The following is a 23,976-nucleotide window of genomic DNA, read 5'->3' on the forward strand; positions in this document are numbered from 1 at the left end:
GGCTGCTCCCAAATTCTGACATTTTGTCTTGATTTCTGACAGTTCGTCTCACGACGTTATATGATGGGGATCACAAATGTCCAGAGTTGAGAGGTAGACCATGTCGGCAACTCAACAGCCGCCCGGCGGCCAGGCGCGCGAAAAGCTCGACGAGGACGACCACGACCTGCTCACCTTCGGCGAAGCCGGTGAGCGGCTGCGCCTCGAGATCGCGGCTGCCCGCGACGACGTCGAGCGACTGGCCTCCGGCGACCCCGTCGCGCTTGAGAAGGCCCGCGCTCGGCTGGCGGCACTGCGCGCGGCCGCCGACCGGAACTCAGCACAGCCCATCAACGACGCCAACTTCGAGAAGTTCTTCGGCTACCCCGGCAAGGCCAAGCGCAACCTGCCGACGTCACCCGCCGCAGAATGACGGCAGCCAACAAGATGCGGCGGGCGGGATATGCGCCACCGAGCAACACCGTCGTGGGACGACGAGGGCTGCACACCCGCGATCGGATCGTCCGCTGCGCCGCAGACGTCTTCCTGCAGAACGGTTTTCACGGCACATCGGTCGACATGATCGCGACCGCAGCAGGGGCATCGCGCGCGACCGTCTATCAGTACTTCGCCGACAAGGAACAGATCTTTGGTGAACTGGCCCGTGAGTCGACGCGAGCCGTGCTCGAACACGCCGAGAGCCTGGGCCCTCTCGGCCCCACCGCGGACGGGCTGGCCAGCCTCGAGGCCTGGATGCACGGCTGGGCGGATATTTACGACGCGCACGCCGCAGTGTTCGCCGAATATCCAGGCATTGGCACGGTGATGGGGCTGACGGTCGTCGACGCGCAGTCGGTGCCGGAGAAGTTCAAGGAGCGGATCACCGAGCGACTGCGGTCGGCCCTGGGGCGCGGGCTGCAGCTCGACGACGCCGTTGCGGCAATCATGCGCCTGCCCCACATGGTCAACCTGTACCGCCACCGCGGGATGTACGGGTTACCTTCACGCACAATTGTTTCCACTTCCCTAGCGGTCGCCCTACAGGCCATGCTCTTCCCCAGCGCGGGCGAGATGACGTCGGTGACGATCGCACCGGGCCCGACCGCAACTGCTCCGAGTGTCGCGGACGCGCAGGCGATCTCTCCCATCCGCCAGGATGTGTTGTGGGCCAGTTCTGCGTTGTTCGCCGAGCGCGGCTACTACGCGGTCCGAATGGAGGACATCGCTGCTGCGGCGGATGTCAGCCGCGCAACGATGTACCGGCACTTCAGCAATAAGGACCTGATCCTCGCCGAGTTGACCCGCAGGGCCGTACGCGAGATCGAACACCACGCCCGCGCCTTGAAGGATCTGGCCGCTGAAACGTTTGATACCGAAGCGTTTTCGCGATGGATGCTTGACTACGTCCGATTCCATCGCGCCTACCGCGGAGTGATCCGCGCTTGGTTCGACGGCACTGTCGCCGAGCGTCTACCCGATGCGACCGCCAACGATGGCATCGCGGCGATGCACGATGCGGTGGCCGAGTTGGTGAGAACCGCGAGCCTGCCGGCCGGGGTGGACCCCGCGGTAGCCGGGGCCGTGGTTCTGGCGACACTGGGCCGAATGACGGAGCCCACTGGATCCGGGGACAGCGACGAGCACGCCGCCGAGGTCATCGTCGCGTTGTTGTGTCGCTTGCTGCTTGCTCAGCCCGGAGGCTCAACGTAACCCGCGGCCGAACGCCGCAACTGCCAGATCTGTGCCGGGCACAATTCGTTGGCGGCCTGGCTGATCAGGTACGAGGCCTGGAACCCGTCATTGGTGTGGAAGTCATTCTTGATGTCGCCGACGAGGCGCGCGTATGGCGTGCCCGCAGCGATTTTGTCGCAGATCCCCCGCCCGTAGGACAGGGCGTGATCGGCGTTGGCGAAGTTGAATCCCGGCCGCACGGTGACGTTGACCAGATAAGCGACGGAGTCGGCGGACGCGACCGGCGTGCCGACAATGCCGACGCCCAGACATGTCAGCATGGCACTTGCCAGGGCGGTGAGCCTGTTGGTACCCATGGACAGAAAGCGTAATTCATTTATCTAATTCGCGTGTAGTCTAACGGGCCATGACGTACGGACGGCATGTCGTCGCGGTGTTCCTTCTCGCGATCGCGCTGGGGACTGGAACGGCGGTGCCGCCTGCGACCGGCGACAACAAGCGCCTGAACGAGAGCGTGTTCGTCAACATTGACACCGCGCAAAAACAGAATGGCTGTCCGGACGAACCGCAGTTGGACGGCCGACTCGTCGAGGCGGCCCGACTGCATACCCTCGACGTGCTCAACAACCGAACACTCAACGGTGACATCGGTTCTGACGGTTCTACACCACAGGAGCGCGCGAACCGCGCCGGCTTCGTCGGCATGGTGTCCGAGACCGTGGCCATCAACCCAGCGCTGGCGATCAGCGGCATCGAGATCCTGAACCAGTGGTGGTACAACCCGCCTTATCGGGCGATCATGCAGGACTGCTCCAACTCCGCAATCGGGGTGTGGTCGGAAAACAGCCTCAGCCGTTCTGTGGTCGTCGCGGTGTACGGTCAGCCCGCCTAGCCGACCGCTGCCGCGGCGACGTCCGCGCGCAGACGCTTCTTGTCAACTTTGCCGCTGGCGAGGACCGGCAATTCGTTGACGAGCACGAGTCGGCGGGGCACCTTGTAGCTCGCCAGTCTGGACCGCACGACATCCTGGATCGTCTCCAGCGTGAGAGTTGCCCCGGCCGCGGGCACCACCACGGCGCAGACGGCCTCGCCCCATCTCTCGTCGGGCGCGCCGACCACTGCGCAGGCTGCGACGCCCTCGATTGCGCCCAGCGCCTCCTCCACTTCCGGTGAGTACACGTTCTCCCCGCCGGTGATGATGATGTCCTTCTTACGATCTACCAGGTATAACAGGCCGCGTTGGTCGAACCGGCCGATGTCCCCGGTGCGACACCACCCGTCACGTAGCGTCGACAGCGTCGCCGCCGGATCGTCCCAGTAACCGCGGAAGAGCGAGTCCGACCGTACGACGATCTCGCCGGGCTCGCCCGGCTCGACGTCGCGATCGTCGTCCCCGACAATCCGCACCCGCACACCGGGAAAGGGAAAACCGACGGAGCGCAAAACGTCGGCCGCACCGGGACCGTCGACGTTGTGCAACTCCCGCGGCAATCCGGACATGATCGCTTCGGTCTGCCCGTACAAGTTGAGGAAGCCTACCCGCGGCAGCAGCGACAGCGCCTGCTTGAGCGTGGTGACCGGCATCGGCGCCGCCGAATAGACGACGGTCCGCAGGCTATCCAAGGCCGGGCCAGTCACCTCGTCGAGCAGTGCCCGCAGCATCACCGGGGCCAGATGCAACAGGGTGATCCGCTCATCCTGAATCATGTGCACGGCTGCGGCCGCGTCGAATTGCTGTTGCAGCAGAACGCTTCCGCCGCGAGCATGTAGGCCTCCGATGATGGCCATCGCCCCGACGTGGAACATCGGCATGTTGATCAGTCCCCGGTCGGTGCTGCCCGTGCGCATCTCGACGTTCATGGTGAACGCCACCCGCCGCAACTCCCGCTGCCCGAGGATGCAGCATTTCGAAGGCCCGGTGGTGCCGCTGGTGAACAGCAGACAGGCGATGTCGTCGGGTCGCGCGGCGAACGGGAGCCGTCCGCGACCGCCCGCGACGAACTCCTCGAAGTCAACCATGCCGGCGCGGCCCGATCCTCCGAAGTTCACCAGCACCGGCCCGGACGGCAGTTGGGGTGCCAGTTCGGTTATCACCGAGGCGAATTCGTCGGAGCAGAACACTATCGACGGGCTCACCCGCTTCAGTACGTCGAGGATTTCACGGGGTGACAGCCGGAAGTTGACCGTCGCCAAGATGATGCCGCTGAGGTGAGTTGCCGCCATCACCTCACCGAACTCGACGCTGTTGCGGCTGAGCACCGCGACGCGGTCCTGCCGTCGCACACCGGCGGTCGCCATCGCCGACACCAACCGCACCGCACGCTCGTGCAATTGCGCGTGCGTGGCCGTGCGGGGCCCCATCTTGTACGCGGGCCCATCGCCGAATCGCACCGCGTTGTCGGAGACGATATCGCCCAGTGTGAAGTCGATGTCACCTCCGGTCACGGTATTTACCGGCTGCTCAACAACATCGATCCAGCCACCGGCCCGCCACCGACACCGACGGCGACCACCTCGGGAGTCTTGGGCGCCTGCCGTTCGCCGCCGTCGCCCCACAGCTGGACACAGGCTTCGTGCAGGAAGCCCATGCCGTGCAGGCGACCGCCCGAGAGTTGACCGCCGCTGGTGTTGATCGGTAGCGAACCGTCTAGTGCGATCCGTTCGCCGCCCTCGATGAACTCGCCAACCCCGCCGTGCTCACAGAATCCCAAAGCCTCGAGCCACATGACGGTAAGAAAGGAGAAGCCATCGTAGAGCTGCGCCATGTCGACATCGGCGGGCGTCAATGCGGTGTTCTGCCAAAGGGTTTCAGCGGAATCGTGGGCCGCCATCGTCGTGATGTCCGACCGCTGGTCCCATGTCGCGCGTTCGAACATTCCGGGGCCGACGGATTCGACCGTCAGCGGATGACGCGCCAGGCCCTTGGCGGCATCGCGGCGCGACACGATCACCGCGGTCGCACCGTCACACGGGACGTCGCAGTCATACAAGCACAGCGGCTCGGAAATCATGCGGGCGCCCAGATAGTCGTCCATAGTCATCGGCTCGCGGTAGACGGCGTCCGGGTTGAGCCCGGCGTTGCGGCGCGCGTTGAGCGCGATCTGACCGAGTTGCTCACGAGTCAAACCGAAGTCGTGCATGTACCTCTGAGCGGGCATGGCCAACCAGTTCGCCGCCGACAGTGCTCCGAACGGGGCGACCCACTCCAGGTGCGAGGGCAGCTTGCCGCCGGAGAACAGCACCGACGCCCTTCCGCCACCGGCCTGCTGCGCTGCGGTCGACTCCCACACCGACCGGTAGGCCACGACGTGGTTGGCAAGCCCCAATGCGACGGCCATGCACGCCTCGATCACCGGACCGATCTGGCCCGCGGTCTCCATCGCCGAGACGTACCAGCGGCAGCGCAGGCCGAGCGCGTTTCGGACCTCCTGGATGGCGGCACCGGAGAACCCCGCGTCGGGCACGCCGGGACCGGGATAGCTCGCGATCCCGTCGATGTCGTCGACGGCCAGGCCCGCGTCTTCGATCGCGCGCAGCACGGCCTCGAGGGTCAGATCCAGACCCGTGCGGCCCAGCCGACGCCCGACTTGAGACTTGCCGGCGCCGGTCAGGACGGCCTTGCCGTCGAACGGTCCGCCGGTCACCTTGGTGAGATTAGCCATCAGAAGATGAACCTGGCGATGAGTTCGGCGACAGCAGCGGGTTTCTCGCCGCCGTCGATCTCCACGGTGTGGCGGACGGTCAAATTCACGGTGTCGTCGGTGACCTTGGTGGCGTCCACGAGTTCAGACCGCACGCGGATCCGGCTGCCTGCGGTGACCGGGGCCAGAAACCGCACCTTGTTCAGGCCGTAGTTGATGCCCATCTTCGCGTTCTCCACGCGATAGTTGTCCTTGCTCACGCCGGGGATGAGCGACAGTGTCAAGAAGCCATGCGCGATCGTTGCGCCGTAGGGGCTCTCGGCCTTGGCCTTCTCGACGTCGACGTGGATCCACTGATGGTCCATCGTCACATCGGCGAAGGCGTCGATGCGACTCTGTTCGATGTCCACCCATCGGCTGACGCCGAGTTCAGCTCCGATCAAAGCGATCGCTTCGTCGACGGATCCGATCGTCTTCATCTGGTGCTCCTACTGTTGCCACCCGAAATACAGATATCTATTTAACGGTATAGACTGGCCGAGCCCGTAGGGCAACCAGCCCCCGACGATCTTGGGAGATACATGGCCTCCACCGCATCCCGCGCAGCGATCGTGGCCGCTGCCCGCACCCCGATCGGCACAGCGCGCAGAGGCACGCTCGCCAATGTGCCAGCCGTCGAGCTGGCCAAACCCGTGGTCATGGCCGTCGTCGAACGCTCCGGACTGGACGCCACCGACTTCGACGACTTCGTCCTGGCCGAAAGCATGCAGGGCGGTGGTGACAGTGCCCGCTACATCGCGGTGGCTCTCGGCCTGATCGACGTCCCCGGCCTGGCCGTCAACCGTCAGTGCGCATCGAGTCTGTCCGCAATCGCGGTGGGCGCGGGGCAGATCGCAGCGGGCATGAGCCGCGCCATCCTGGCCGGCGGCATGGAGTCGATTTCCACCGCACCGATCATGCAGAAGCGCAAACCGTTCGCGCCGGGCAAGTCTGCCGAGGACTATGCGCAGTGGTTTCCCGAGTCGCACCCGCCGACCGCGGAGGCGCCTGCGATGGACATGTCCATCACCGTCGCGCACAACTGCAACATCCAGTACGGCATCACCCGCGAGGACCAGGACGAGTGGGCACTGCGCAGCCATCAGCGTGCGATCAAGGCCATCGACGCCGGATCGTTCACCGACGAGATCATCCCCATCCAGGTTCCGCAGGCCGACGGGTCGGCGATCACCTTCGCCGAAGACGAGCATCCTCGGCGAGGCAGTTCGATGGAGTCTTTGGCGGGACTGAAGGTGCTGCACCCTGAGATCGAAGGCTTCACCGTCACTGCCGGGAACTCGTCGGGCATCAACGACGCGGCGGCGGTCGTCGCACTGGCGTCTCCCGACACCCAGCAGAATGTGCTGGCCAATGTGCTGTCGTGGACGCAGGTGGGACTTGACCCGACCCGCACGGGCAGCGGGCCGATCAAAGCCATTCCGAAGGCACTGGAGCTGGCGGGTCGCAAGCTGGAGGACGTCGCACTTTTCGAGATCAACGAGGCCTTCGCCGCGCAGGCGGTGGCGTGTGCGCGCGAACTCGGACTCGACGAAGAAATAGTGAACGTCTACGGCTCGGGGATCAGCCTCGGCCATCCGATCGCCGCCACGGGTGCGCGCATGGTGACTTCCGCGATTTACGAATTGCGCAGGCGCGGTGGCGGTATCGGTGTGCTGTCCATGTGCGCAGGCGGCGGCATGGGAGCGGCGATGGTCATCGAGGTGGCATGAGATGGCGAATCTGATTGCGGACGCACTGTTCCGGGCCGACGGGGAACGGGCCGTGTTGTTCGGATCTCGGCGGCGCAGCACCGGCGTCGTCAAGTTCCCGGCCGAGCGCCCCGAGCTGTTCGACGGCAGCCCGCAGGTCCAGGCCGACATCGAGCCGCTTGAATTGTCCACGGAGGGAACGCTTTACACCTTCACCACCCAGGAGTTCGCGCCGCCCCTGCCATACAAGGGCAATCGGGATCCGAAGGTGTTCAAGCCCTACGTGGTGGGCTTCGTCGAATTGCCGGAGGGCCTGCTGGTGGAGTCGCTGATCATCGACGCCGCCGCCAGCGACCTGCGGATCGGCCAGCGGCTGGTGTCTGCCACCACCACGCTCGAGACCGAGGCCGGCGAATCGTTTGTGACGTTCGCATTCCGCCCGGCTTGAGACCGATCCGGTGACCGACCTCGGCACGCCGGAGTTCGCGCTACATCCGCTGCACGGCATCCATCAGCCCACCATCGGAAATCCGGCGCGGCGGCCCGGTTCCGCCCGCCGGACGTCGTCCATCGATATAACCCGTGACGAGGGCTCGCTGGATCCCGTCTATCTGTACGGGCGAGCGCGTGATCTGTGGACGGCGGCCGACGGGTCGGTGGCAGAAGTCGGCGCGGCAGAACTCTCGGCCACCATCGAGCTCGTCGCCCGGGTCGTCCGACATGTCGAGGTTGTCCCGCCGGTCGCGGGGGTGTCCCGTCTCTCGGGCGCCCCTGCGATGAGCGGGTTCCGCGCCGCCGCCGACAAGGCCGCCCCGGACCTGCGGGCCGCGCGCGATCTGCGCTACACGCTGCTCGACGACGTTCCCGTTGCGACGCTGATCTCGGGCCATGCGCTGTCGGCCTCGGGTGTGCTCGGCGTCGTCGCGAAGTCGGGCTATCTCCCTGTCGCCGACCAGTGCGCGGGGTTCGCGACCGGCGGCCTGCTCATGACGTCGTTCGAAGCCGGCGACCCGGTGGTCGTCACCGGTCCGGAAGCTCCCGATCTCGATCACGACAGCGATCGACTCGCGTGGCACGCGATGGCCCCGTTGCCGCGTCACGGCATGCGCAGGCGGCGTCGCATCGACGTCTTCGATGCCGGCGAAGGCAGCCGAGTCGGCATCGATGCGATGTTCCGCGATACCTATGTGCGTGCCGACGGGGTGGAGACGATCATCCACGAGTACACGTTGAAGGCCACCGTCGACAGCGACTCCGGGGTCATCGTCGAGTCGCACGCCATTCCGCAGGTGCTGCCGTGGCAGGAGTGCCCCGGCGCGGTCGCCAGCGCCGAGCGGATCGCCGGTATGACGTTGGGCGAGCTGCACTTCCGGGTCCGCCAGGAGCTGTTCGGGACCTCTACATGCACCCATCTCAACGATCTGCTGCGCAGCGTCGCCGACACCGAGGTACTGATCGATGTGATCCGCGACCGCTAGTGCGAGGGCGTCAGGGCACCAGGGCGGAGGGCTCGCCCAGCGTCAGCCGCAGCACGATGGTAGGTGTGATCAAGAAGAGCCAGTACGTCACATTGAAGGTGAGAATCCACGCCAGTGCGCGCAGGACGTCGCGCTTGATTCCCTGGGGCAAGCCGGGTTTGGCGATGAGCGCCTCAAAGCGAGGTCGCCCTTCGTCGTTGGTCCAGCCGATGAGAAACGCGGTGATTGCGCCGAATAGTCCGAACGGAATGTTGGGATAAAGCAGCGGCATTGTGCCGGCGTCGGAATGCAGGACCGGTCCGATGGTGTCGACGTAGGTCCACAGCCCGAACGTTTCCACCGAGACGTATTCCATGACCAGGTTGAAGCCGACCAGCACCGGCCCTGCCGTGACGAGGCTGAGCACGAGCGGGTGCACACCGGGCCATCGCCCGCGGGCCCACTTCTGCAGTGCCAGCATCGAAAGGAAAGCTGCGGTCATGAAGACCGGGTAGGAGACGATGTTCATCGCGGGCTTGTCCGGCGTGGTCCACGTCGTCGACCCCCACGGCAGCATGTGGTAGTCGGAAGACCACCGCAGATAGGCGCCCCAGTCGGCGTAGAACTCCTGCCAGAAGATGCTGAACCCGGCAATCGCCAGCAGCCCAACCAGACCCAGTTCGCCACGGCGGCGGGTGTCGATGACCACCCACACCAACAGCGCCACGAAGGCGATGCTCATGACTAGCTCAAACCAGTTCGCGGCGTTCATGACTGCTCACCGGGATTCGAGATGGTCGCCTCTACGCCCATGGTCAACGGACACCCGCCGCCGCGGCGACGGGCTCCGCGCTTTCGGGGTAGAAGCTGCGCGCCCAGGTGCGCAATTGCTTGAAGCCCGCCGCCTCGGAGGTCGTCAAGCCGGGCGGATCCATGTAGATCTGGTGTTCCCAGATCGCGATGTCGTCCGGTAGCGCCGCTTGGGCCGCCTTCAAACGTTCTTCGTGGTTGCCGCCGGCCTCGTCGATCCAATAGGTGGAGAAGATGTCTGACCTCTCATCGTCGACGGGAGTGGCGCAGATCGCGATCACCCGGAAGCCCTCGCGGGTGTGCTCGCCGTTGAACGAAATGCCGATACCCGACCAATAGATCTCCAAGGTGTTCTTGGTTTCTCCCGGTTGGTCGACGCCGTCGCTCCATCGTCGGCCGAACCCGACCTTCGCCGACCACGTCACGTCATCGACGTCTTCGCGCAGCACTGTTGGACTGACCGGCGTCTTGTGCACGAACCGGAAGTGGTGGGGGTCGACGGCGTTCTCGGCGATCACCTGGGGATGCACGTGGATTCCGGAGAATTTGACCCGCGCCTCGGTTCCCACCGGGAGGTACGCCCGATCGTGAATGTGGTCACCGAGCACCCGCAGCCCGTCGGGGACCTCCCACATCGGGGCACGCCCGGACGCATCGTGCCAGATGTAGACGGACTCGTTGAGTTCCGTCACCGGCCATGACCGCACCTTGCGTCCCCGATTCGGTCGGTTCTCATAAGGGATCCGCACGTTGCGGCCCTCGCCGTTCCACACCCAGCCGTGGAACGGGCACTGAATACCGTCTTCGACGACGCAGCCGCCCTTGGACAAATTGGCCCCGAGATGCTGGCAGTGGGCGTTGAGCACGTGGACCGCGCCCTGCAGATCACGAAATGCGACGAGGTCCACGCCGAAGTAGTGGAGCGGCATGACGTCGCCCTCGGCGAGATCGGCACTCCAGGCAACCTGAAACCATCCCGTCGGCTGCATGCTTGGCAGGCCTCCCATGTCACTCCTCCAGTTCTCGCCGTAATCGGTACGGCCACACATTACTGGGAATGGCGTTCCCATTCAATTGCGTGTTAATTTGGGAACGGTATTCCCAGGGATGGAGAGCGAAATGCCTGACGTCGGCCGGCGGTCGGAACGCGACGCAATCATGCGAGCCGCATATCGGTTGATCAGCCAGGGCGGCTCCCCGACCGGAACACCCACGTCGATCGAGAACATCCTGCGCGCCGCCGGCGTGAACCGACGGATCTTCTACCGGCATTTCTCCTGTAAGGACGATCTCATCATCGCGATGCAGGAATGGGCGGGCGACCTGATCCTGGCGGACCTGAGAGGGGCGGTGGACGCCGCCGACACGCCCGCCGCGGCCGTCGCCGCCTGGATCGAGGACTACCTGAGTATCGGCTGGAACGAGGCACGATTTCGCGACGCGTTGGCCTTCATGTCATCAGACGTCGCCGCGGCGCCGGGGATCGCAGCGGCGTTAGAGGCCACCTACGCCCGCCACCGCGAGGTACTGAGAAACGTGCTGGAGGCAGGTCTGGCCGACGGCAGTCTGCCCAACGCACGGCCCGAACTCGACTCGTTCGCCATCCACGCTGTCGCCGTGCGTCATCTTGAGACACGCATCCGGGGCCGCCGGGACACCGATTTCAACGAGGTCCGCAACCAGGTCGTTGCGCTCGTATTGACTGGACTCACCGCCCCGTCGATATATCCGGACCCGGCCGCAATCGCAACGCGGTGAGCCGCACGGAATCAGCGGAGCTACGCATGGAAGAGATTTGTACCGAGTGTCATTTCGACGAGTCCGCAACGCCGCCGCGAGAGGTGCCCGCGGCACTGGCATCGTTGAAAATCGAAATCAGCGACAGCATTCGATCAATTCCCGGTGACGAGCTCCGGCGCCGGCCCGCGCCGACAGTGTGGTCGCCGGTCGAGTACCTGGGCCACCTCCGCGAATCGATGGCGTTTCATCGCTGGCTCATCGAACGTGCCGTGTCCGAAGACAATCCGCATATTCCGGCGGTGGACCCCGACAAATCTGTCGCGCAGGCCGAATACGTCAACGCCGATCCCGACGAACTGCTCACACAATTCGACCGACGGATTCGCCGCCTCTGCGAAGCGCTGACTTCATTGGATGAGGCGGCGGCCGTTCGAACGCTGACGCTTGACCATCGACGCGTTGCGGTAGCGCTCGTCGCGAGAAGTGCGTGGCACGAGTGCCACCACCATCTCCGCGACATCCGCCGCATCGGACGCCTCGAGTAAGCGAGGGTTCAGCGGTCAGCGCGGCCCGGGCGTGGCGTCACCGAGCTCTTCCGGTGTTGCAGGTTTGGACGGCTGATCCACCGACGTCTTGCCCTGCTGCTCTTCCGCGTCGGCCCCCTGCAGGGACGCCTCGTCGGTGATGGGTTGGCTCGTGTCGAAGCCTGACATGTGGTGCTCCTTCGGTGTCGACATGAGTGGCGCGAAGCCGACCTACGCCGCCCACTTCTGACTTTGTACCCGCATCATCGGTTGGCTAGACGGTTGTGGGCAGCGTCATCGCCACGATCATCTCGGTGACTACTGCGATCATCTCGTCGCGGTCGACGGCTACGGTCTGCCGGTGCACGGTGTGCCAGGCCCGGTCCAGCAAGCCCATCACCGCGACGCCGATCACGTCCGGCGAGTGCGCCCCGTCACCGGCGATCGCCTGGCCGAGCTTCCATGACGCGCGAGTGACCATGCGGTTGCGCGACTTACGGAACGCGTCGTCGTCGGGCGCCGAGTGTGCCGACGCCAGTACGAATGCGCCATGGTGGTCCATGTAGTCGAAGTAGCGGCCGACCCACGCCGAGATCTCGACCGGACCAAAGGTGTCCTCGGCATCAGCCCACTGGGCAATGACGGCGAGGGCTTCGTGATAGGCCGTTTCGCCGAGGACATTGAAAATCTCCCGCTTGTCCTTGAAGTAGGTATAGAAGCCGGCGCGCGAGATGCCGCACGCCTCGGTGATCGCGTTGATCGGCGTGCCGGCGTAGCCACGCTCCAGAAACAACCGACGGCTCGCGTCGAGAATCGCAGAACGCGTGCGCTCGCCGCGGCCGGCGTCCAGTTGCCCCACTGCCGATACACCGGAACTCACCGTCATGCGCCGACCTTATATGACAGTATCGTCAAGTGCAATCACTACACTTCATAGGGTAAATTGCTCCATCGGAACCAAACAACTTGACACAATCGTCAAGTTACGCCAAGCTCTTACGCAAGACCGATGTCAGAGCAGCGAGAGGCCACCGATGACGCAGCCGAATCAGTTCACCGACGCACCGATTTTCGATGCCGACCAGCACATGTACGAGACGCCGGACGCGCTGCTGAAGTACCTGCCCGAGAAGTACAAGAAGGCGGTGCAGTTCGTTCAGATCGGTCGGCACACCAGAATTGCGATCCTGAACAAGATCACCGACTACATGCCGAACCCGACGTTCGAACGCGTCGCGGCACCGGGTGCGCACGAGAAGTTCTATTCCGGCCAGAACCCTGAGGGGCTGACCATGCGGGAGATGTCGGGCCGTGGCATCGATACCCCGCCGGGCGCGCGCAATCCCGAAGACCGGATAGCCGAACTCAACGGCCAGAACGTCGACGCATGCCTGAACTACCCGACGCTGGCCAACCTCGTCGAGCACTCGTCGGCCGAGGATCCGGAGTTGACCGCCGCGATCATCCATGCGCTCAACCAGTGGATGCTCGAACACTGGGGGTTCAGCCATGAGGACCGCATCTACTCGACGCCGGTCATCAATCTCGGCATCGTCGAGGAGGGTCGCCGGGAACTCGAGTACATCTTGAACAACGGCGCCAAGGTCGCGTTGATCAAGCCGGCTCCGGTGTACGGCTACAAGGGGTGGCGCTCCCCCGCGTTGCCCGAATTCGATCCGTTCTGGCGCGACGTCGAAGCCGCGGGGCTGCCAATCGTGTTGCACGCCAGCCAACCGCCACTGCAGGAGTACATCGAGAAGTGGGAACCGGCGGACACGGCCAGCGCATTCGAGATGTCGGCGTTCAAGTGGACGGCGCTGGGTCACCGCGAGATCGCCGACATGATCACCAGTTTGATCTGCCACGGCACCCTGACCCGATTCCCCAAGCTGCGCATCGCGAGTGTCGAGAACGGCAGCGCGTGGATCAAGCCGCTGTTCGACGACCTGGCGTCGACCTACGGCAAGATGCCGCAGAACTTCCCTGAGCACCCGCACGAGGTGTTCCGACGGAACTGCTGGGTCAGCCCGTTCTGGGAGGGCTCCGTCGCCGACGTCGTGGAGACCGTCGGTTGGGACAAGGTGATGTTCGGTTCCGACTGGCCGCATCCCGAAGGCCTTGCCGAGCCAAGGGGCTACTGGAAGTACGCCGAGGGGATGGACAAGCGGCGCACCTACGACTTCATGGGCGACAACGCCCGGCGATTCATGGGCCTGCCGATCGCCAACCCCGACCCTGAGGCCGTCAAGCCACCGGAGTTCGCGCACGCTTGACGCCTCCCTGATCGTAGGCGCCCCAAGGCGTGTCGAAACCGATGCGGTCCTTACTGCGCCGGCAGCCGCGGGGGATTACCTCCGTGGCAGGCTGAGCCTCCGTTGCGCTCGGTAGAACGCCACGGCCCGGCGGATCGCGTCGTGGATCGGCTCAGGATGCCACCCGAGTTCCCGCTCGGCCTTGCCGTGGTCCATCGGTGACATGATGTGCATGAGCCGCACGGACAGAGTAGACAGCAGCATGTCGCGGCGCAGCACCTTGGCGACGATGTCCCCGCCGAAACCCAACGCGTACATGACTTTCAGCGGAATCCCGACCCGCGGAGGTTTCGCTCCGCCGGCTTCGGCCGCCGTCCCATAGAGCTCGCACGCGCTGATATAACGTTCGGAGACGATGTATCGCTCACCAACGCGGCCCTTTTCGGCGGCCAGGACGAGCGCGCGGGCCGCATCCTCGATTCCAACCACTTCCATCGACATGTCTTTGACGTACACCGGCATCTTGCCTTCGGCCGCTGCAGCCACCAGTGAGCCGTGCGGCGTCGGTTGAAAGTCACCGGGGCCGTAGGTATTCGAGACGCACATCGCGACCGCTGGCAATGCTCGTTCCCTGGCGTACTGCAGAACCAGGTTTTCGGCCCCGACTCGCGACCGAATGTAGCCGCCCCCCTTGTCCGCCCAGTTGAACGGTTCTTCCTCGGTGACGGCTTGTCCGTTCTCGCTCAGAGCGATCGTGCCGATGGTGCTTGTGAAGATGAACCGTCGCAAGTCTGCGGCGACGGCGGCTTCGAGAACGTGGCGCAGGCCGGCCACATTGGTGCGGAACAGCGGGGCCGGGTCACGGAGCCAGGCCCTGGTGTCGACGACGCAGTAGTAGACGTCGTCGCAGCCGGCCATCGCGCCGCGCAGCGCCGCGTCGTCGAAGACGTCGCCGTAGTGCCGCTCGAGTTCGAGGTCGTCCAGCGCAAGGGTCGAGCTGGTGCGCCGCAACAGGACTCGCACCCGCTCGCCACGCTCCACCAGTTGTCGCGTGACGTGCGATCCCAGAAACCCGCTTGCGCCGATCACCAGTTTCGTCGAACCTGCCATCATGGTCGTATTCGCTAGGGGCGCGCGCCGTCAGCGCGCGGCCTCGGTCCGTAACTGGGCCGCTTTCCGGATGATGCCGAACGCGTCGACCATCGCGTCGGTCATTTCATGCGGATCGGCAAATGTCACATCGTCGGCGAGTACCGAGATGTTGAGCTGGTCGACGTAGCTCCAGACCGTGATGTTCACTCCGACGCCGAACGTGAGCGGTCCTACCGAATAGAGCTCCACCATCGGGGCGCACGCGATCCGGCCGAATTCGCGCGGCCCCGGAACGTTGGAGATGGCGGCGTTGACCAGCTTATTGGGTCCACTGACCGCGATGCGGCGAAAACCCCACTCGGTCAAGGCTGGTGGAGCGTAGCTCGCCCAGCGACTCACCAGCTCGTGGCCGAGCAGGCGGGCGTTCTCCTTGCCGATCGTCGCGCCGACCCGGGCCAGCCGCACCCAGTCCAGCGGATCGGTGACGTGCACCGGTAGCGACACCACGATGGTGCCGATCGCGTTCCCCGATATCCGCTCCGGCGACGTGTCGATGCTCATCGGCACCCCGGCCAACAGGGGCTCGTCTGCGTGACCGTCGTGCTTGAGCAGAAGGGTGCGCAGCGCTCCCGTGCTGATGGCCAGCACCATGTCGTTGATCGTGACGCCGAGGTCCTTGCCGATCTTCTTGATTTCGGCGAGGTCGAGCGTGGCGCTGGCGAAGGTGCGGCCCGGGGTAACGACGTGGTTGAGAAAGGTCTCCGGCGGATGGAAGTTGCGGGCAAGGTCGGGGGCGGACCTGGATTCGCGGCGTACCCGCCGAACTCCCTTCGCTGTGTCCCACACCAGACGGGGAAGCTCACCGAGCAGCACGACGTGATCGCGAAGGACAGCACCTAGCAGTTGCGAATTGGACGGACAGGCGTCCCGCCGGTAATCGTCTCGTTCAGCTTGCGAGGAACCGGGCAGGTCCAGCGCGCGCGCCATCAGGTTGGCCGACGCCACGCCGTCAGCGAGCGCGTGGTGGACCTTGCCGATGATGGCGAACCGGTTGTCGGGCATGCCCTCGACGAAATGGAACTCCCACAGCGGCCTGCTGCGGTCAAGCGGGGTGCACGCCACCTCGCCGATCGCCGCATCGAACTCCCGACGACCCCCCGGTGGCCTGATCTGCATCCGCCGAACGTGGTAGTCGAGATCGACATCGCAGTTCTCCAGCCACATCGGATGGTGGAGCTTGCCCGGAATCTCGGCAAGCTGGTACCGCAACGGTTCGAGGAGATGCAGCCGTCGCGCGAGCGTCTGACGAAAGCGGTCGAAACCGAAATCGTCGCACTTCGATGCGTCGACGACCGCGACTTTCATCGTGTGCTGGTGCAGGTTGGGGGTCTCGTTGTACAGCAGGACCGCGTCCCAGCCTCCGAGCCTCTTCAACACCCTCCCTCGCCGTGGATCGGTCATCGATGTGACGTGTTCACGGTAAGCGGGTACCCGGCTCGCGAGAGGAATAATAATTAAATATCTAACGATTTCTGCGATATAAGGGGGTCAGGTGACTTCGTCTGACATCGAGTCGTCCGCCTTCACGAAGTGGGATCCGAGTCTCACCGAACGGTTGACGGGTCTCATCCGGCCGGTGATCAAGGGCTGGCACCGCGCCGAAGTGCGGGGACTCGACGAATTTCCGCCAGGTGGTGCACTGGTGGTGGCCAACCACTCGGGTGGGCTGTTCGCGATGGACGTGCCCGTCTTCATCACCGACTTCTACGCCAGGTTCGGCTACGACCGGCCCGTCTACACCCTGACCCACGACATCATGTTCTCCACGCCGCTGGGTGATCTCCTGCGGAGGACCGGGTTCATTCCGGTCAGCCACGTCAACGCCGACGAGGCGTTGCGCGCAGGCGGCGTCGTTGTGGTGTTTCCCGGCGGTGACTACGACGTCTACCGGCCGACGCTGTCGGCGAACACGATCGATTTCGCCGGCCGCACCGGGTACGTCCGCGCCGCACTCAATGCCGGCGTGCCGATTGTGCCGTCGGTCTCGATCGGCGGACAGGAGAACCAACTCTTTTTGTCCCGCGGCGAGTGGTTGGCCAAGGCGACACGAATGGACAGGTTGATGCGCGCAAAGATCTTGCCGATCTCGTTGGGGTTCCCCCTTGGATTGAGCATGATCCTGCCGGTGAATGTGCCGTTACCCACCAAGATCGTCACCCAGGTGCTGCCCCCCGTCGACGTCGTCGCGGAATTCGGCGAGGACCCCGACATCCACCAGGTCGACGCCCACGTGCGTCACGTCATGCAGGAGGCCCTCGACCTGCTCGCCGCCGAACGACGACTCCCAGTGATCGGTTGAGACCAATGGCGCTCCTTGAACGTTTCAACCAGACCGCCGGCTTTGTCAGCACCTTCGCCCGCGCGCGCGTACTTGCCCCGATGCGGCCCGACCGATATGTGCGCATCGCAGGTGCGGTGCGACGCGAGGGCATGTCCGTGGCGACGGGTTTCGCGATCGCCGCCCAACGCTGCCCCGACCGACCCGGGCTCATCGACGAACTCGGCACGCTGACCTGGCGTGAACTCGATCAGCACAGCGACGCGCTGGCCGCCGGCCTGCAAGACCTGCCCGGCGAAGTCAGCGTCATCGGGATTATGGCCCGCAACCATCGCGGGTTCGTGCAGTCGCTCATCGCCGCGAACAGAATCGGTGCGGATGTTCTGCTGCTGAATACGTCGTTCGCCGGTCCGGCATTGGCCGACGTGGTGGCCCGTGAGGCGGTCGACGCCGTCATCTACGACGAGGAATTCGGCCCGTCCATTTCCCAGGCATTCAACGATCGTCCGGATGCGACCAAGATCGTGGCGTGGACGGATGATCCCGACGCGCACGGTTTCACAGTCGCCGGGTTGATCGACGAGTACACGGGAAAACGCCCCTCGCCGACCGGGCGGACGTCGAAGCTGATCCTTCTGACGTCGGGTACCACCGGCTCACCCAAGGGCGCCAAACATTCCGGCGGTGGACCCGCAGAGCTCAAGTCGATCCTCGACCGGACGCCATGGCGGGCCGAGGAGGCCGCCGTGGTCGTCGCGCCGATGTTCCACGCCTGGGGTTTCGGGCAACTGGTGTTCGCGGCCTTCATGGCGTGCACCGTCATCACCCGCCGCAAGTTCGACCCCGAGGCGACCTTGGCCCTCATCGACGAGCACCGCGCCACTGGACTCTGCGTGGTACCAGTCATGTTCGACCGCATCGTCGACCTGCCCGAGGACGTGCTCTCCCGCTACAGCGGACGCACGCTGCGGTTCGCGGCCGCGTCGGGTTCACGGATGCGTCCGGACGTCGTCATCAAGTTCATGGATCGGTTCGGCGACGTCATCTACAACAACTACAACGCCACCGAGGCAGGCATGATCGCGACGGCCACACCCGAGGACCTGCGTGCTGCGCCCGACACCGCGGGCAGACCCGCAGCGGGAACCGACATCCGCATTCTCGATAGCGATTTCCGCGAACAACCTGCTGGGGAAGTCGGCACGATCTATGTCCGGAACTCCAGCCAGTTCGACGGCTACACATCGGGCGCCACCAAGGACTTTCACGACGGCTACATGAATTCCGGCGACGTAGGATACGTCGACGAAGACGGGCGATTGTTCGTTGTCGGCCGCGACGACGAGATGATCGTTTCGGGCGGCGAGAACATCTACCCGATCGAGGTGGAGAAGACGCTGGCCGCGCATCCCGAGGTGGCTGAGGCCGCGGTGCTCGGCGTCGACGATGAGCAATACGGCCAGCGGTTGGCTGCATTCGTCGTGCTTGCCGACGGAGCCTCTGTCACAGCGGAGACGCTCAAGGAGCATGTCCGCGAGAATCTCGCGAATTACAAAGTGCCGCGGTCGATCACAGTGCTCGACGATCTGCCCCGCAGCAGCACGGGCAAAATTGTCCGTCGCGAACTACAGGCACTCATTGAATCCTGACCGCTTCATTTAGTAAGTAGTGCTAAGTTTCGTATATGCTCGCGCTATGGCTAGAACTGACGACGACACGTGGGACATCAATGAGAGCGTCGGCGCGACCGCATTAGGAGTCGCCGGCGGACGGGCAGCCGAGACCAACAGCGCTGATCCGTTGATCAGCGACCCCTACGCACACCTGTTTCTCGAAGCGGCAGGCGATGGCATCTGGCGGATATATCTGGACACCGAGTTGCCGGCCGAAATAGCCGATCTCGATCCCCAATTCACCGAGCGCATGCACGCGATGCTGGGCTACACGGCATGCCGGACGAAGTTTTTCGACGAGTACTTTGCCGCGGCGGCCGGCGACGGCATCCGACAGGCCGTGATCCTCGCTGCCGGGCTGGACGCCCGTGCCTGGCGGCTGGCCTGGCCCGCCGGCTGTGTGGTCTACGAGATCGACCAACCCAAGGTGTTGGCTTTCAAGACGAGCACCCTGGAATCCCACCAGGTCACCCCGATCGCGTCGCATGTCAGCGTCGGCATCGATCTGCGTCTGGACTGGCCAAAAGCATTGGCGGACTACGGGTTCGATCCATCGATTCCGACGGCGTGGTTGGCAGAAGGCCTGCTGCCCTATTTGACTGCGGATGCCCAGGACTTGCTGTTCGACCGCATCCAATCGCTCAGCGCGCCGGGAAGTCGCGTCGCGGTGGAGGCCTTCACCAACGACTTCTTCAGCCAGGAGAGCTTCGCGCGTCGTGAAGAGCAGATGGATCGCTATCGGGCAGCGGCGACGAAACTCGGGGGACGGGATATCACCGAATCCGGCAACTTGCTGTATGAGGAGGAACGCACGGAGGTTGTGGACTGGCTGCGCACGCACGGGTGGGTTGTCACTACCGCGACCAGCGCACCCGACCTGATGGCGTCCAACAATCGGGCTGTCCCGCCCGGTCTCGATGACGCCGTCCCGGAAAGTGTGTTCGTCGAAGCTATTTCCGGGGCATCCTGATTCCGCCGTCCACGCGGACAACTTCGGCATTCACCTACGAGTTGGTCACAACTCGTCTACCGCCCGTCCAGCAATCGCAGTCGAGACCGAACCCGCCGCTCGAGAAAGTCGCCGAGCACGTTCTCGAAAACCGCGTTGTCGTCGCCGGCCACCATGTGGTGCGCGCCGACGACAGTCGCGAACTCTGAGTGCGGCACCAATTCCAGGAATCGAATCGAGTCGTCGACACTGAGGACGTCGGATTCGCCGCCGCGCACGAGCAGTGTAGGCAATCGCAGGCTGCTGGCAGCCGCGCCGAGGGACGCGGGATCGATAAGTTGGTTACGTTGCACCGCTTGGTCTTCCGGCGATCCCATGAATGCGGGATCCCAGTGCCAGTAATACCGTCCGTCGCGCAACCGCACGTTCTTTCGCAGGCCATCAAGATTGCGCGGACGGGGCCGATGAGGAACATAGGCCGCGACAGCATCAGCAACTTCTTCAAGCGAGCCGAAACCTTCTTCGGCGTGCGAGACCATGAAGTCGCGGATCCGGCTCGTCCCGGACGGCTGTAGAAACGGCGACACGTCAACCAGGACCAGGCCCAGCGCGAGGTCGGGCCGGCCGCCGATGGCCGCCAGGGAGGCATTGCCGCCGAGCGACGCGCCGACGAGCACCGGTGGGCGGCCGAGGAACTCGGCAATGCTGATCACGTCACTCGCGAAACGGTCGAGACCGTACCGCCCGTCGGGCGACCACGTGCTGTCACCGTGCCCGCGTAGATCGACGGTCAGTGCGTACCAACCCTGCCCGCCGAGATCTGCCGCGGTCGCTTTCCACGAATGCCGGGTCTGGCCACCGCCATGCAGAAGCACCACCGGCGGATCAGCCGGATCACCGTACCCGTCCGCGATCATCGTGACGTCGCCGGACGGAATGCTGAGCGTCGCTTGCTGAATCGCCATCGTCAGTCGCTGGCCGGCAGCGGCTTCGCCTCTTTGAGGCTCAGTGGCGTCTCCCCCACGCTCAGCGTGCCCGCTCCCGCCTTCGTCACCAGTACCTCGGCGCCCGACTCGTCGACGTAGCGCTTGCCCATCGCGTTGCCGTCGGAGAAGGCGGGATCAGGTGCGCCGCCGGACTTCTCGGCGTCCATGGCTACCATCTCGTGCCCACCGCACCGCAGGTCGTCGAGGCTGTCGGCGGCCCTGACCACGATGACCTGCGTGTCACACACCTGGCTTTGCAGGCGAGTGCCGTTCTTGATCATGTTGACTTCCCTTACTTTTCGGCGGTAGCGCTCAAGCTGTCGACGATCTGCCGGCGCAGCAACTTGCCTGTCGCGTTAGTTGGCAACTCGTCGCGGAACACTACGCGGTCCGGGGTCCGTGATCCTCGCAGGAATTTCCGAACGTAGGAACGCAGTTCTTCGGGATCGGGGTCGACGCCCGCCGCAGGAACCACCACAGCCACGATGGCCTGGCCCCACTGCGGATCCTCCACACCCACCACGGCCACCTCGTGCACCTGGGGATGCTCAATGAGCACATCCTCCAGTTCGGCGGGTGCGATGTTCTCACCGCCGCGGATGATGGTGTCGTCGGAACGCCCGGTGATGAACAAATAGCCAGCATCGTCAAGCGTCGCAATGTCCTTGGTGGGAAACCAGCCTTCGTCGTCGAGCACCGATCCGATGCCGGTGTACCTGCCAGACACCTGCTCGCCTCGCACGTAGAGCTCCCCGGGCTCGCCAGCCCCGAGGACACGACCGTTCTCGTCGCGGATCTGGACCTCGACGCCCGGCACCGGACGGCCGACCGAACCGAGCCGCTTCGCAACGCGCTGGTCGGCGTGACCGAGCGCCTCGCGATGGTCGTCGGGCGTGAGCACCGCAATAGTCGAGCTGGTCTCGGTGAGGCCGTAGGCGTTGACGAATCCGACGTTGGGCAGCAGGTCGAGTGCCTTGCGTACCAGAGGAAGTCCCACCTTCGACCCGCCATAGGCGAGGTTGCGCAGCGACGGCAACTCGATTGGTTCCTGCTCAAGCGCGGTCACGATGCGGTCCAGCATCGTCGGTACAACCGTTGCCGTTGTCACCTTTTCGTCGGCGACCAGTCGTATCCACTCGCGCGCTTCGAAATTGGTCAGGTAAACCATCTTTCGTCCGGCGTAGAGGTTTGATATCGCTGCGTTGACGCCGGCGATGTGATAGGGCGGCACACAGATCAGCGCCGCGTCATCGGGATCGGCCGAGCCGAATTCGACAGTGCCGGTTATGTAGCTCGTCAGGTTTCCATGTGACAGCTCGACGGCTTTCGGTTTCGACGTGGTTCCTGACGTGAAGAGAACGATCGCGACGTCGTCGGGATCCGCGAACTCCGCGGCCGGCTCTGCGGTGCGCGCCGCGGCCAGGAACTCGTCGCAGTCCATCACCAGCTTGCCGACGTCGCCAACCACGTCGCGGTAGCGACCGTCGACGACGACCAGCGGCGCCGGCAGCCGTTCGATCAGCTCATGGATGCCCTCGGCGCTCAAGCGGTAGTTGATCGGCGTGTACGCCGTCCCCGCTCGAGCCGAGGCGAAGATCAGCAGCGGCGCCATGATGCCGCCGGGTCCGACATAGGCGACGTGCTCGGCACCCGATGCGGCGACCACCCCCGCTCCCCCGTCGGCCAGCTCGCTCAGCTCTCCGATGGTCAACCGCTGGTTACCGTCCACCAGCGCCAAACGGTCGGGTTCCCCCGAAACCGCCATCTCCAGCAGCAACGAAATGCTCAACGCCTCAGCCTTCACTCGCGAGTACGACGATTCTAGACTCCCGCCTGAGAATCAGGTATATAGTTATAGACTTACGGACGTCAAATTCAGGCGCACCTCTCCGATCAATGAGATCAGCCGCGCGCAGATTCAGAAGGAGCGCAATGAGCAGCACGCCCGATATCGCGATCATCGGCGTCGGCCTTCACCCGTTCGGACGATACGAGGACCGCTCGGCGCTGGAAATGGGCGCAGTCGCGATAAGCAGAGCTCTACGCGACGCCGGCGTGGACTTCGCCGACGTCGGCAGCCTCTATGCGGGCAGCCTGGAGGTGGCCAACCCGGAAGCGGTCACGGGTCTGGTCGGCATGACGGGGTTGCCCGCGCGTGCGACGTTGAGTGGCTGCGCAACCGGGAACTCGCTGCTGACGCTGGCGGCCCGAGACGTCCAGCTCGGCGAGGCGGAGATCGCGGTCGGCGTGGGGCTCGACAAACATCCCCGCGGCGCGTTCGGCGCCGACCCCTCGGTGTCCGGGCTGCCGCAGTGGTACGGCGACCAAGGCATGTTCCTGACCACTCACTACTTCGGCACGAAGATCATGCGCTACATGCATGACCACGGCATCACCGAGCAGACACTGGCTCGCGTCGCCGCCAAGAACTTCGACAACGGGGCACGCAATCCCAACGCCTGGCGACGCAAACCGATGAGCGAGGAGGCGATCCTGGCCTCGCCGGTCGTCAATGCCCCGCTGCGGCAGTACATGTACTGCAATCCGAATGAAGGCGCCGCCGCGGTGGTGGTCTGCCGTGCGGATGTGGCCAAGAAGTACACCGACACCCCGATCTATCTACGGTCGAGCGCACTGCGCAGCCGCCGCGAGGGTGCCTACGAGTTGCTGCGCACCTCCATCGAGCTGCCCATCGTTCCCGGCACCACCGCCGAGGCCGCCAAGGCCGCCTACGAGATTGCGGGCATAGGCCCGGAGGACATCGACATCGCGCAGCTGCAGGACACCGACTCCGGCTCCGAAGTCATTCACATGGCAGAGACCATGTTGTGCAAGGACGGCGAACAGGAGGCCCTACTCGCTGACGGGGCAACCCAGATCGGGGGCAGGCTGCCCATCAACACCGACGGCGGCCTGCTGGCCAACGGAGAGCCGGTCGGTGCGTCCGGTTTGCGGCAGGTTTTCGAATTGGTACACCAGCTGCGCGGGACAGCGGGCGATCGCCAAGTACCCAACGATCCGCGGGTGGCTCTGGCTCAGCTCTACGGGGCGCCGGGTACCGCGGCGGTCGCCATCCTCTCCAGGTAGCCCAACGA

At 64.7% G+C, this 23,976-nt stretch carries 26 protein-coding genes; 13 read left to right on the top strand and 13 right to left on the bottom strand.

The annotated features are described in order from the left end of the window. Window positions 1-100 precede the first annotated feature (100 nt). Complete coding sequence (locus M1248_RS12810; protein WP_317148574.1) at window positions 101-412, top strand: acyl-CoA synthetase; 312 nt, start codon at window positions 101-103, stop codon at window positions 410-412. Continuing rightward, window positions 409-1,689 carry a TetR/AcrR family transcriptional regulator gene (locus M1248_RS12815; protein ID WP_317148575.1) on the top strand — a complete coding sequence of 427 codons (1,281 nt, stop codon included), beginning with the start codon at window positions 409-411 and terminating at the stop codon, window positions 1,687-1,689. The genes M1248_RS12810 and M1248_RS12815 overlap by 4 nt, the downstream gene beginning before the upstream one ends. Here the strand turns inward: M1248_RS12815 and M1248_RS12820 are convergent. Next, window positions 1,668-2,027, bottom strand: a complete 360-nt coding sequence (locus M1248_RS12820) for a DUF732 domain-containing protein (protein ID WP_410506657.1) — start codon at window positions 2,025-2,027, stop codon at window positions 1,668-1,670. The two genes, M1248_RS12815 and M1248_RS12820, sit on opposite strands and share 22 nt — an antisense overlap. 50 nt (window positions 2,028-2,077) lie before the next feature. Here M1248_RS12820 and M1248_RS12825 point away from each other — a divergent pair, with 50 nt between their 5' ends. Continuing rightward, a complete protein-coding gene (locus tag M1248_RS12825) occupies window positions 2,078-2,563 on the top strand; it encodes a CAP domain-containing protein (protein ID WP_317148576.1) in 486 nt (161 codons plus the stop codon). On the opposite strand, the gene M1248_RS12830 is transcribed toward M1248_RS12825, so the two are convergent. Genes M1248_RS12830 through M1248_RS12840 form a run of 3 tightly spaced genes read right to left on the bottom strand, consistent with a single transcriptional unit; the run spans window position 2,560 to window position 5,791 of the window. Further along, a complete protein-coding gene (locus M1248_RS12830; RefSeq protein WP_317148577.1) occupies window positions 2,560-4,116 on the bottom strand; it encodes a class I adenylate-forming enzyme family protein in 1,557 nt (518 codons plus the stop codon). The two genes, M1248_RS12825 and M1248_RS12830, sit on opposite strands and share 4 nt — an antisense overlap. A gap of 5 nt (window positions 4,117-4,121) precedes the next feature. Then, the gene (locus M1248_RS12835; protein ID WP_317148578.1) at window positions 4,122-5,333 is read right to left on the bottom strand and encodes a thiolase family protein; all 1,212 of its coding nucleotides are present in this window, start codon (window positions 5,331-5,333) and stop codon (window positions 4,122-4,124) included. Further along, a complete protein-coding gene (locus tag M1248_RS12840; protein ID WP_317148579.1) occupies window positions 5,333-5,791 on the bottom strand; it encodes a MaoC family dehydratase in 459 nt (152 codons plus the stop codon). Before M1248_RS12840 ends, M1248_RS12835 begins: the two co-directional genes overlap by 1 nt. A gap of 102 nt (window positions 5,792-5,893) precedes the next feature. On the opposite strand from M1248_RS12840, the gene M1248_RS12845 reads away from it, so the two are divergent. From M1248_RS12845 to M1248_RS12855, 3 genes are read left to right on the top strand one after another with little or no spacing between them, the layout of a single operon-like run. Continuing rightward, window positions 5,894-7,081: a thiolase family protein gene (locus M1248_RS12845; protein WP_317148580.1), complete on the top strand. Its 1,188-nt coding sequence runs from the start codon at window positions 5,894-5,896 to the stop codon at window positions 7,079-7,081. Window position 7,082: 1 nt separating this feature from the next. After that, window positions 7,083-7,508: a Zn-ribbon domain-containing OB-fold protein gene (locus M1248_RS12850; RefSeq protein ID WP_317148581.1), complete on the top strand. Its 426-nt coding sequence runs from the start codon at window positions 7,083-7,085 to the stop codon at window positions 7,506-7,508. A gap of 10 nt (window positions 7,509-7,518) precedes the next feature. Continuing rightward, window positions 7,519-8,538 (top strand): DUF2889 domain-containing protein, encoded by a 1,020-nt coding sequence (locus M1248_RS12855; RefSeq protein WP_317148582.1) that lies wholly within the window; start codon window positions 7,519-7,521, stop codon window positions 8,536-8,538. A gap of 10 nt (window positions 8,539-8,548) precedes the next feature. Here the strand turns inward: M1248_RS12855 and M1248_RS12860 are convergent, their stop codons facing one another. Next, complete coding sequence (locus M1248_RS12860; protein WP_317148583.1) at window positions 8,549-9,259, bottom strand: spirocyclase AveC family protein; 711 nt, start codon at window positions 9,257-9,259, stop codon at window positions 8,549-8,551. 73 nt (window positions 9,260-9,332) lie between these two features. Then, a complete protein-coding gene (locus tag M1248_RS12865) occupies window positions 9,333-10,334 on the bottom strand; it encodes a Rieske 2Fe-2S domain-containing protein (RefSeq protein ID WP_317148584.1) in 1,002 nt (333 codons plus the stop codon). A gap of 112 nt (window positions 10,335-10,446) precedes the next feature. On the opposite strand from M1248_RS12865, the gene M1248_RS12870 reads away from it, so the two are divergent. Beyond that, on the top strand, window positions 10,447-11,085 hold the full coding sequence (locus M1248_RS12870; protein ID WP_317148585.1) for a TetR/AcrR family transcriptional regulator: 639 nt from the start codon (window positions 10,447-10,449) through the stop codon (window positions 11,083-11,085). A 26-nt stretch (window positions 11,086-11,111) separates the two neighbouring features. Beyond that, window positions 11,112-11,612 carry a DinB family protein gene (locus M1248_RS12875; protein WP_317148586.1) on the top strand — a complete coding sequence of 167 codons (501 nt, stop codon included), beginning with the start codon at window positions 11,112-11,114 and terminating at the stop codon, window positions 11,610-11,612. Between the two features lie 15 nt (window positions 11,613-11,627). Here M1248_RS12875 and M1248_RS12880 read toward each other — a convergent pair whose 3' ends face one another. Both M1248_RS12880 and M1248_RS12885 read right to left on the bottom strand, forming a co-directional pair. After that, entirely contained in the window at window positions 11,628-11,780 is a 153-nt protein-coding gene (locus M1248_RS12880) for a hypothetical protein (protein ID WP_317148587.1), read from the bottom strand. Between the two features lie 85 nt (window positions 11,781-11,865). Beyond that, the gene (locus tag M1248_RS12885; RefSeq protein WP_317148588.1) at window positions 11,866-12,477 is read right to left on the bottom strand and encodes a TetR/AcrR family transcriptional regulator; all 612 of its coding nucleotides are present in this window, start codon (window positions 12,475-12,477) and stop codon (window positions 11,866-11,868) included. 148 nt (window positions 12,478-12,625) lie between these two features. On the opposite strand from M1248_RS12885, the gene M1248_RS12890 reads away from it, so the two are divergent. Then, complete coding sequence (locus M1248_RS12890; protein ID WP_317148589.1) at window positions 12,626-13,864, top strand: amidohydrolase family protein; 1,239 nt, start codon at window positions 12,626-12,628, stop codon at window positions 13,862-13,864. Window positions 13,865-13,939: 75 nt separating this feature from the next. Here the strand turns inward: M1248_RS12890 and M1248_RS12895 are convergent, their stop codons facing one another. Continuing rightward, window positions 13,940-14,953 (bottom strand): NAD-dependent epimerase/dehydratase family protein, encoded by a 1,014-nt coding sequence (locus tag M1248_RS12895; RefSeq protein WP_317148590.1) that lies wholly within the window; start codon window positions 14,951-14,953, stop codon window positions 13,940-13,942. A 30-nt stretch (window positions 14,954-14,983) separates the two neighbouring features. After that, complete coding sequence (locus tag M1248_RS12900) at window positions 14,984-16,369, bottom strand: wax ester/triacylglycerol synthase family O-acyltransferase (protein WP_317148591.1); 1,386 nt, start codon at window positions 16,367-16,369, stop codon at window positions 14,984-14,986. Window positions 16,370-16,487: 118 nt separating this feature from the next. Here M1248_RS12900 and M1248_RS12905 point away from each other — a divergent pair, with 118 nt between their 5' ends. Genes M1248_RS12905 through M1248_RS12915 form a run of 3 tightly spaced genes read left to right on the top strand, consistent with a single transcriptional unit; the run spans window position 16,488 to window position 19,916 of the window. Beyond that, window positions 16,488-17,294, top strand: a complete 807-nt coding sequence (locus M1248_RS12905) for a 1-acyl-sn-glycerol-3-phosphate acyltransferase (protein WP_317148592.1) — start codon at window positions 16,488-16,490, stop codon at window positions 17,292-17,294. Window positions 17,295-17,299: 5 nt separating this feature from the next. Beyond that, window positions 17,300-18,922: an acyl-CoA ligase FadD12 gene (gene fadD12, locus M1248_RS12910; protein WP_317148593.1), complete on the top strand. Its 1,623-nt coding sequence runs from the start codon at window positions 17,300-17,302 to the stop codon at window positions 18,920-18,922. Window positions 18,923-18,968: 46 nt separating this feature from the next. After that, window positions 18,969-19,916 carry a class I SAM-dependent methyltransferase gene (locus tag M1248_RS12915; RefSeq protein ID WP_317148594.1) on the top strand — a complete coding sequence of 316 codons (948 nt, stop codon included), beginning with the start codon at window positions 18,969-18,971 and terminating at the stop codon, window positions 19,914-19,916. Between the two features lie 56 nt (window positions 19,917-19,972). Here the strand turns inward: M1248_RS12915 and M1248_RS12920 are convergent, their stop codons facing one another. The 3 genes from M1248_RS12920 to M1248_RS12930 are packed head-to-tail and all read right to left on the bottom strand — an operon-like array spanning window position 19,973 to window position 22,670. Further along, window positions 19,973-20,860 carry an alpha/beta hydrolase gene (locus M1248_RS12920; RefSeq protein ID WP_317148595.1) on the bottom strand — a complete coding sequence of 296 codons (888 nt, stop codon included), beginning with the start codon at window positions 20,858-20,860 and terminating at the stop codon, window positions 19,973-19,975. 2 nt (window positions 20,861-20,862) lie between these two features. Next, window positions 20,863-21,162, bottom strand: a complete 300-nt coding sequence (locus M1248_RS12925) for a hypothetical protein (RefSeq protein WP_317148596.1) — start codon at window positions 21,160-21,162, stop codon at window positions 20,863-20,865. Window positions 21,163-21,173: 11 nt separating this feature from the next. Beyond that, window positions 21,174-22,670, bottom strand: coding sequence for a fatty acid--CoA ligase family protein (locus tag M1248_RS12930; protein WP_317148597.1), 1,497 nt, complete (start codon window positions 22,668-22,670; stop codon window positions 21,174-21,176). Between the two features lie 143 nt (window positions 22,671-22,813). On the opposite strand from M1248_RS12930, the gene M1248_RS12935 reads away from it, so the two are divergent. Next, entirely contained in the window at window positions 22,814-23,968 is a 1,155-nt protein-coding gene (locus tag M1248_RS12935; protein ID WP_317148598.1) for a thiolase family protein, read from the top strand. Window positions 23,969-23,976: the final 8 nt, after the last annotated feature.

Origin of the sequence: Mycobacterium sp. 29Ha (assembly GCF_032883055.1) — a bacterium.
Lineage (GTDB): Bacteria > Actinomycetota > Actinomycetes > Mycobacteriales > Mycobacteriaceae > Mycobacterium > Mycobacterium gallinarum.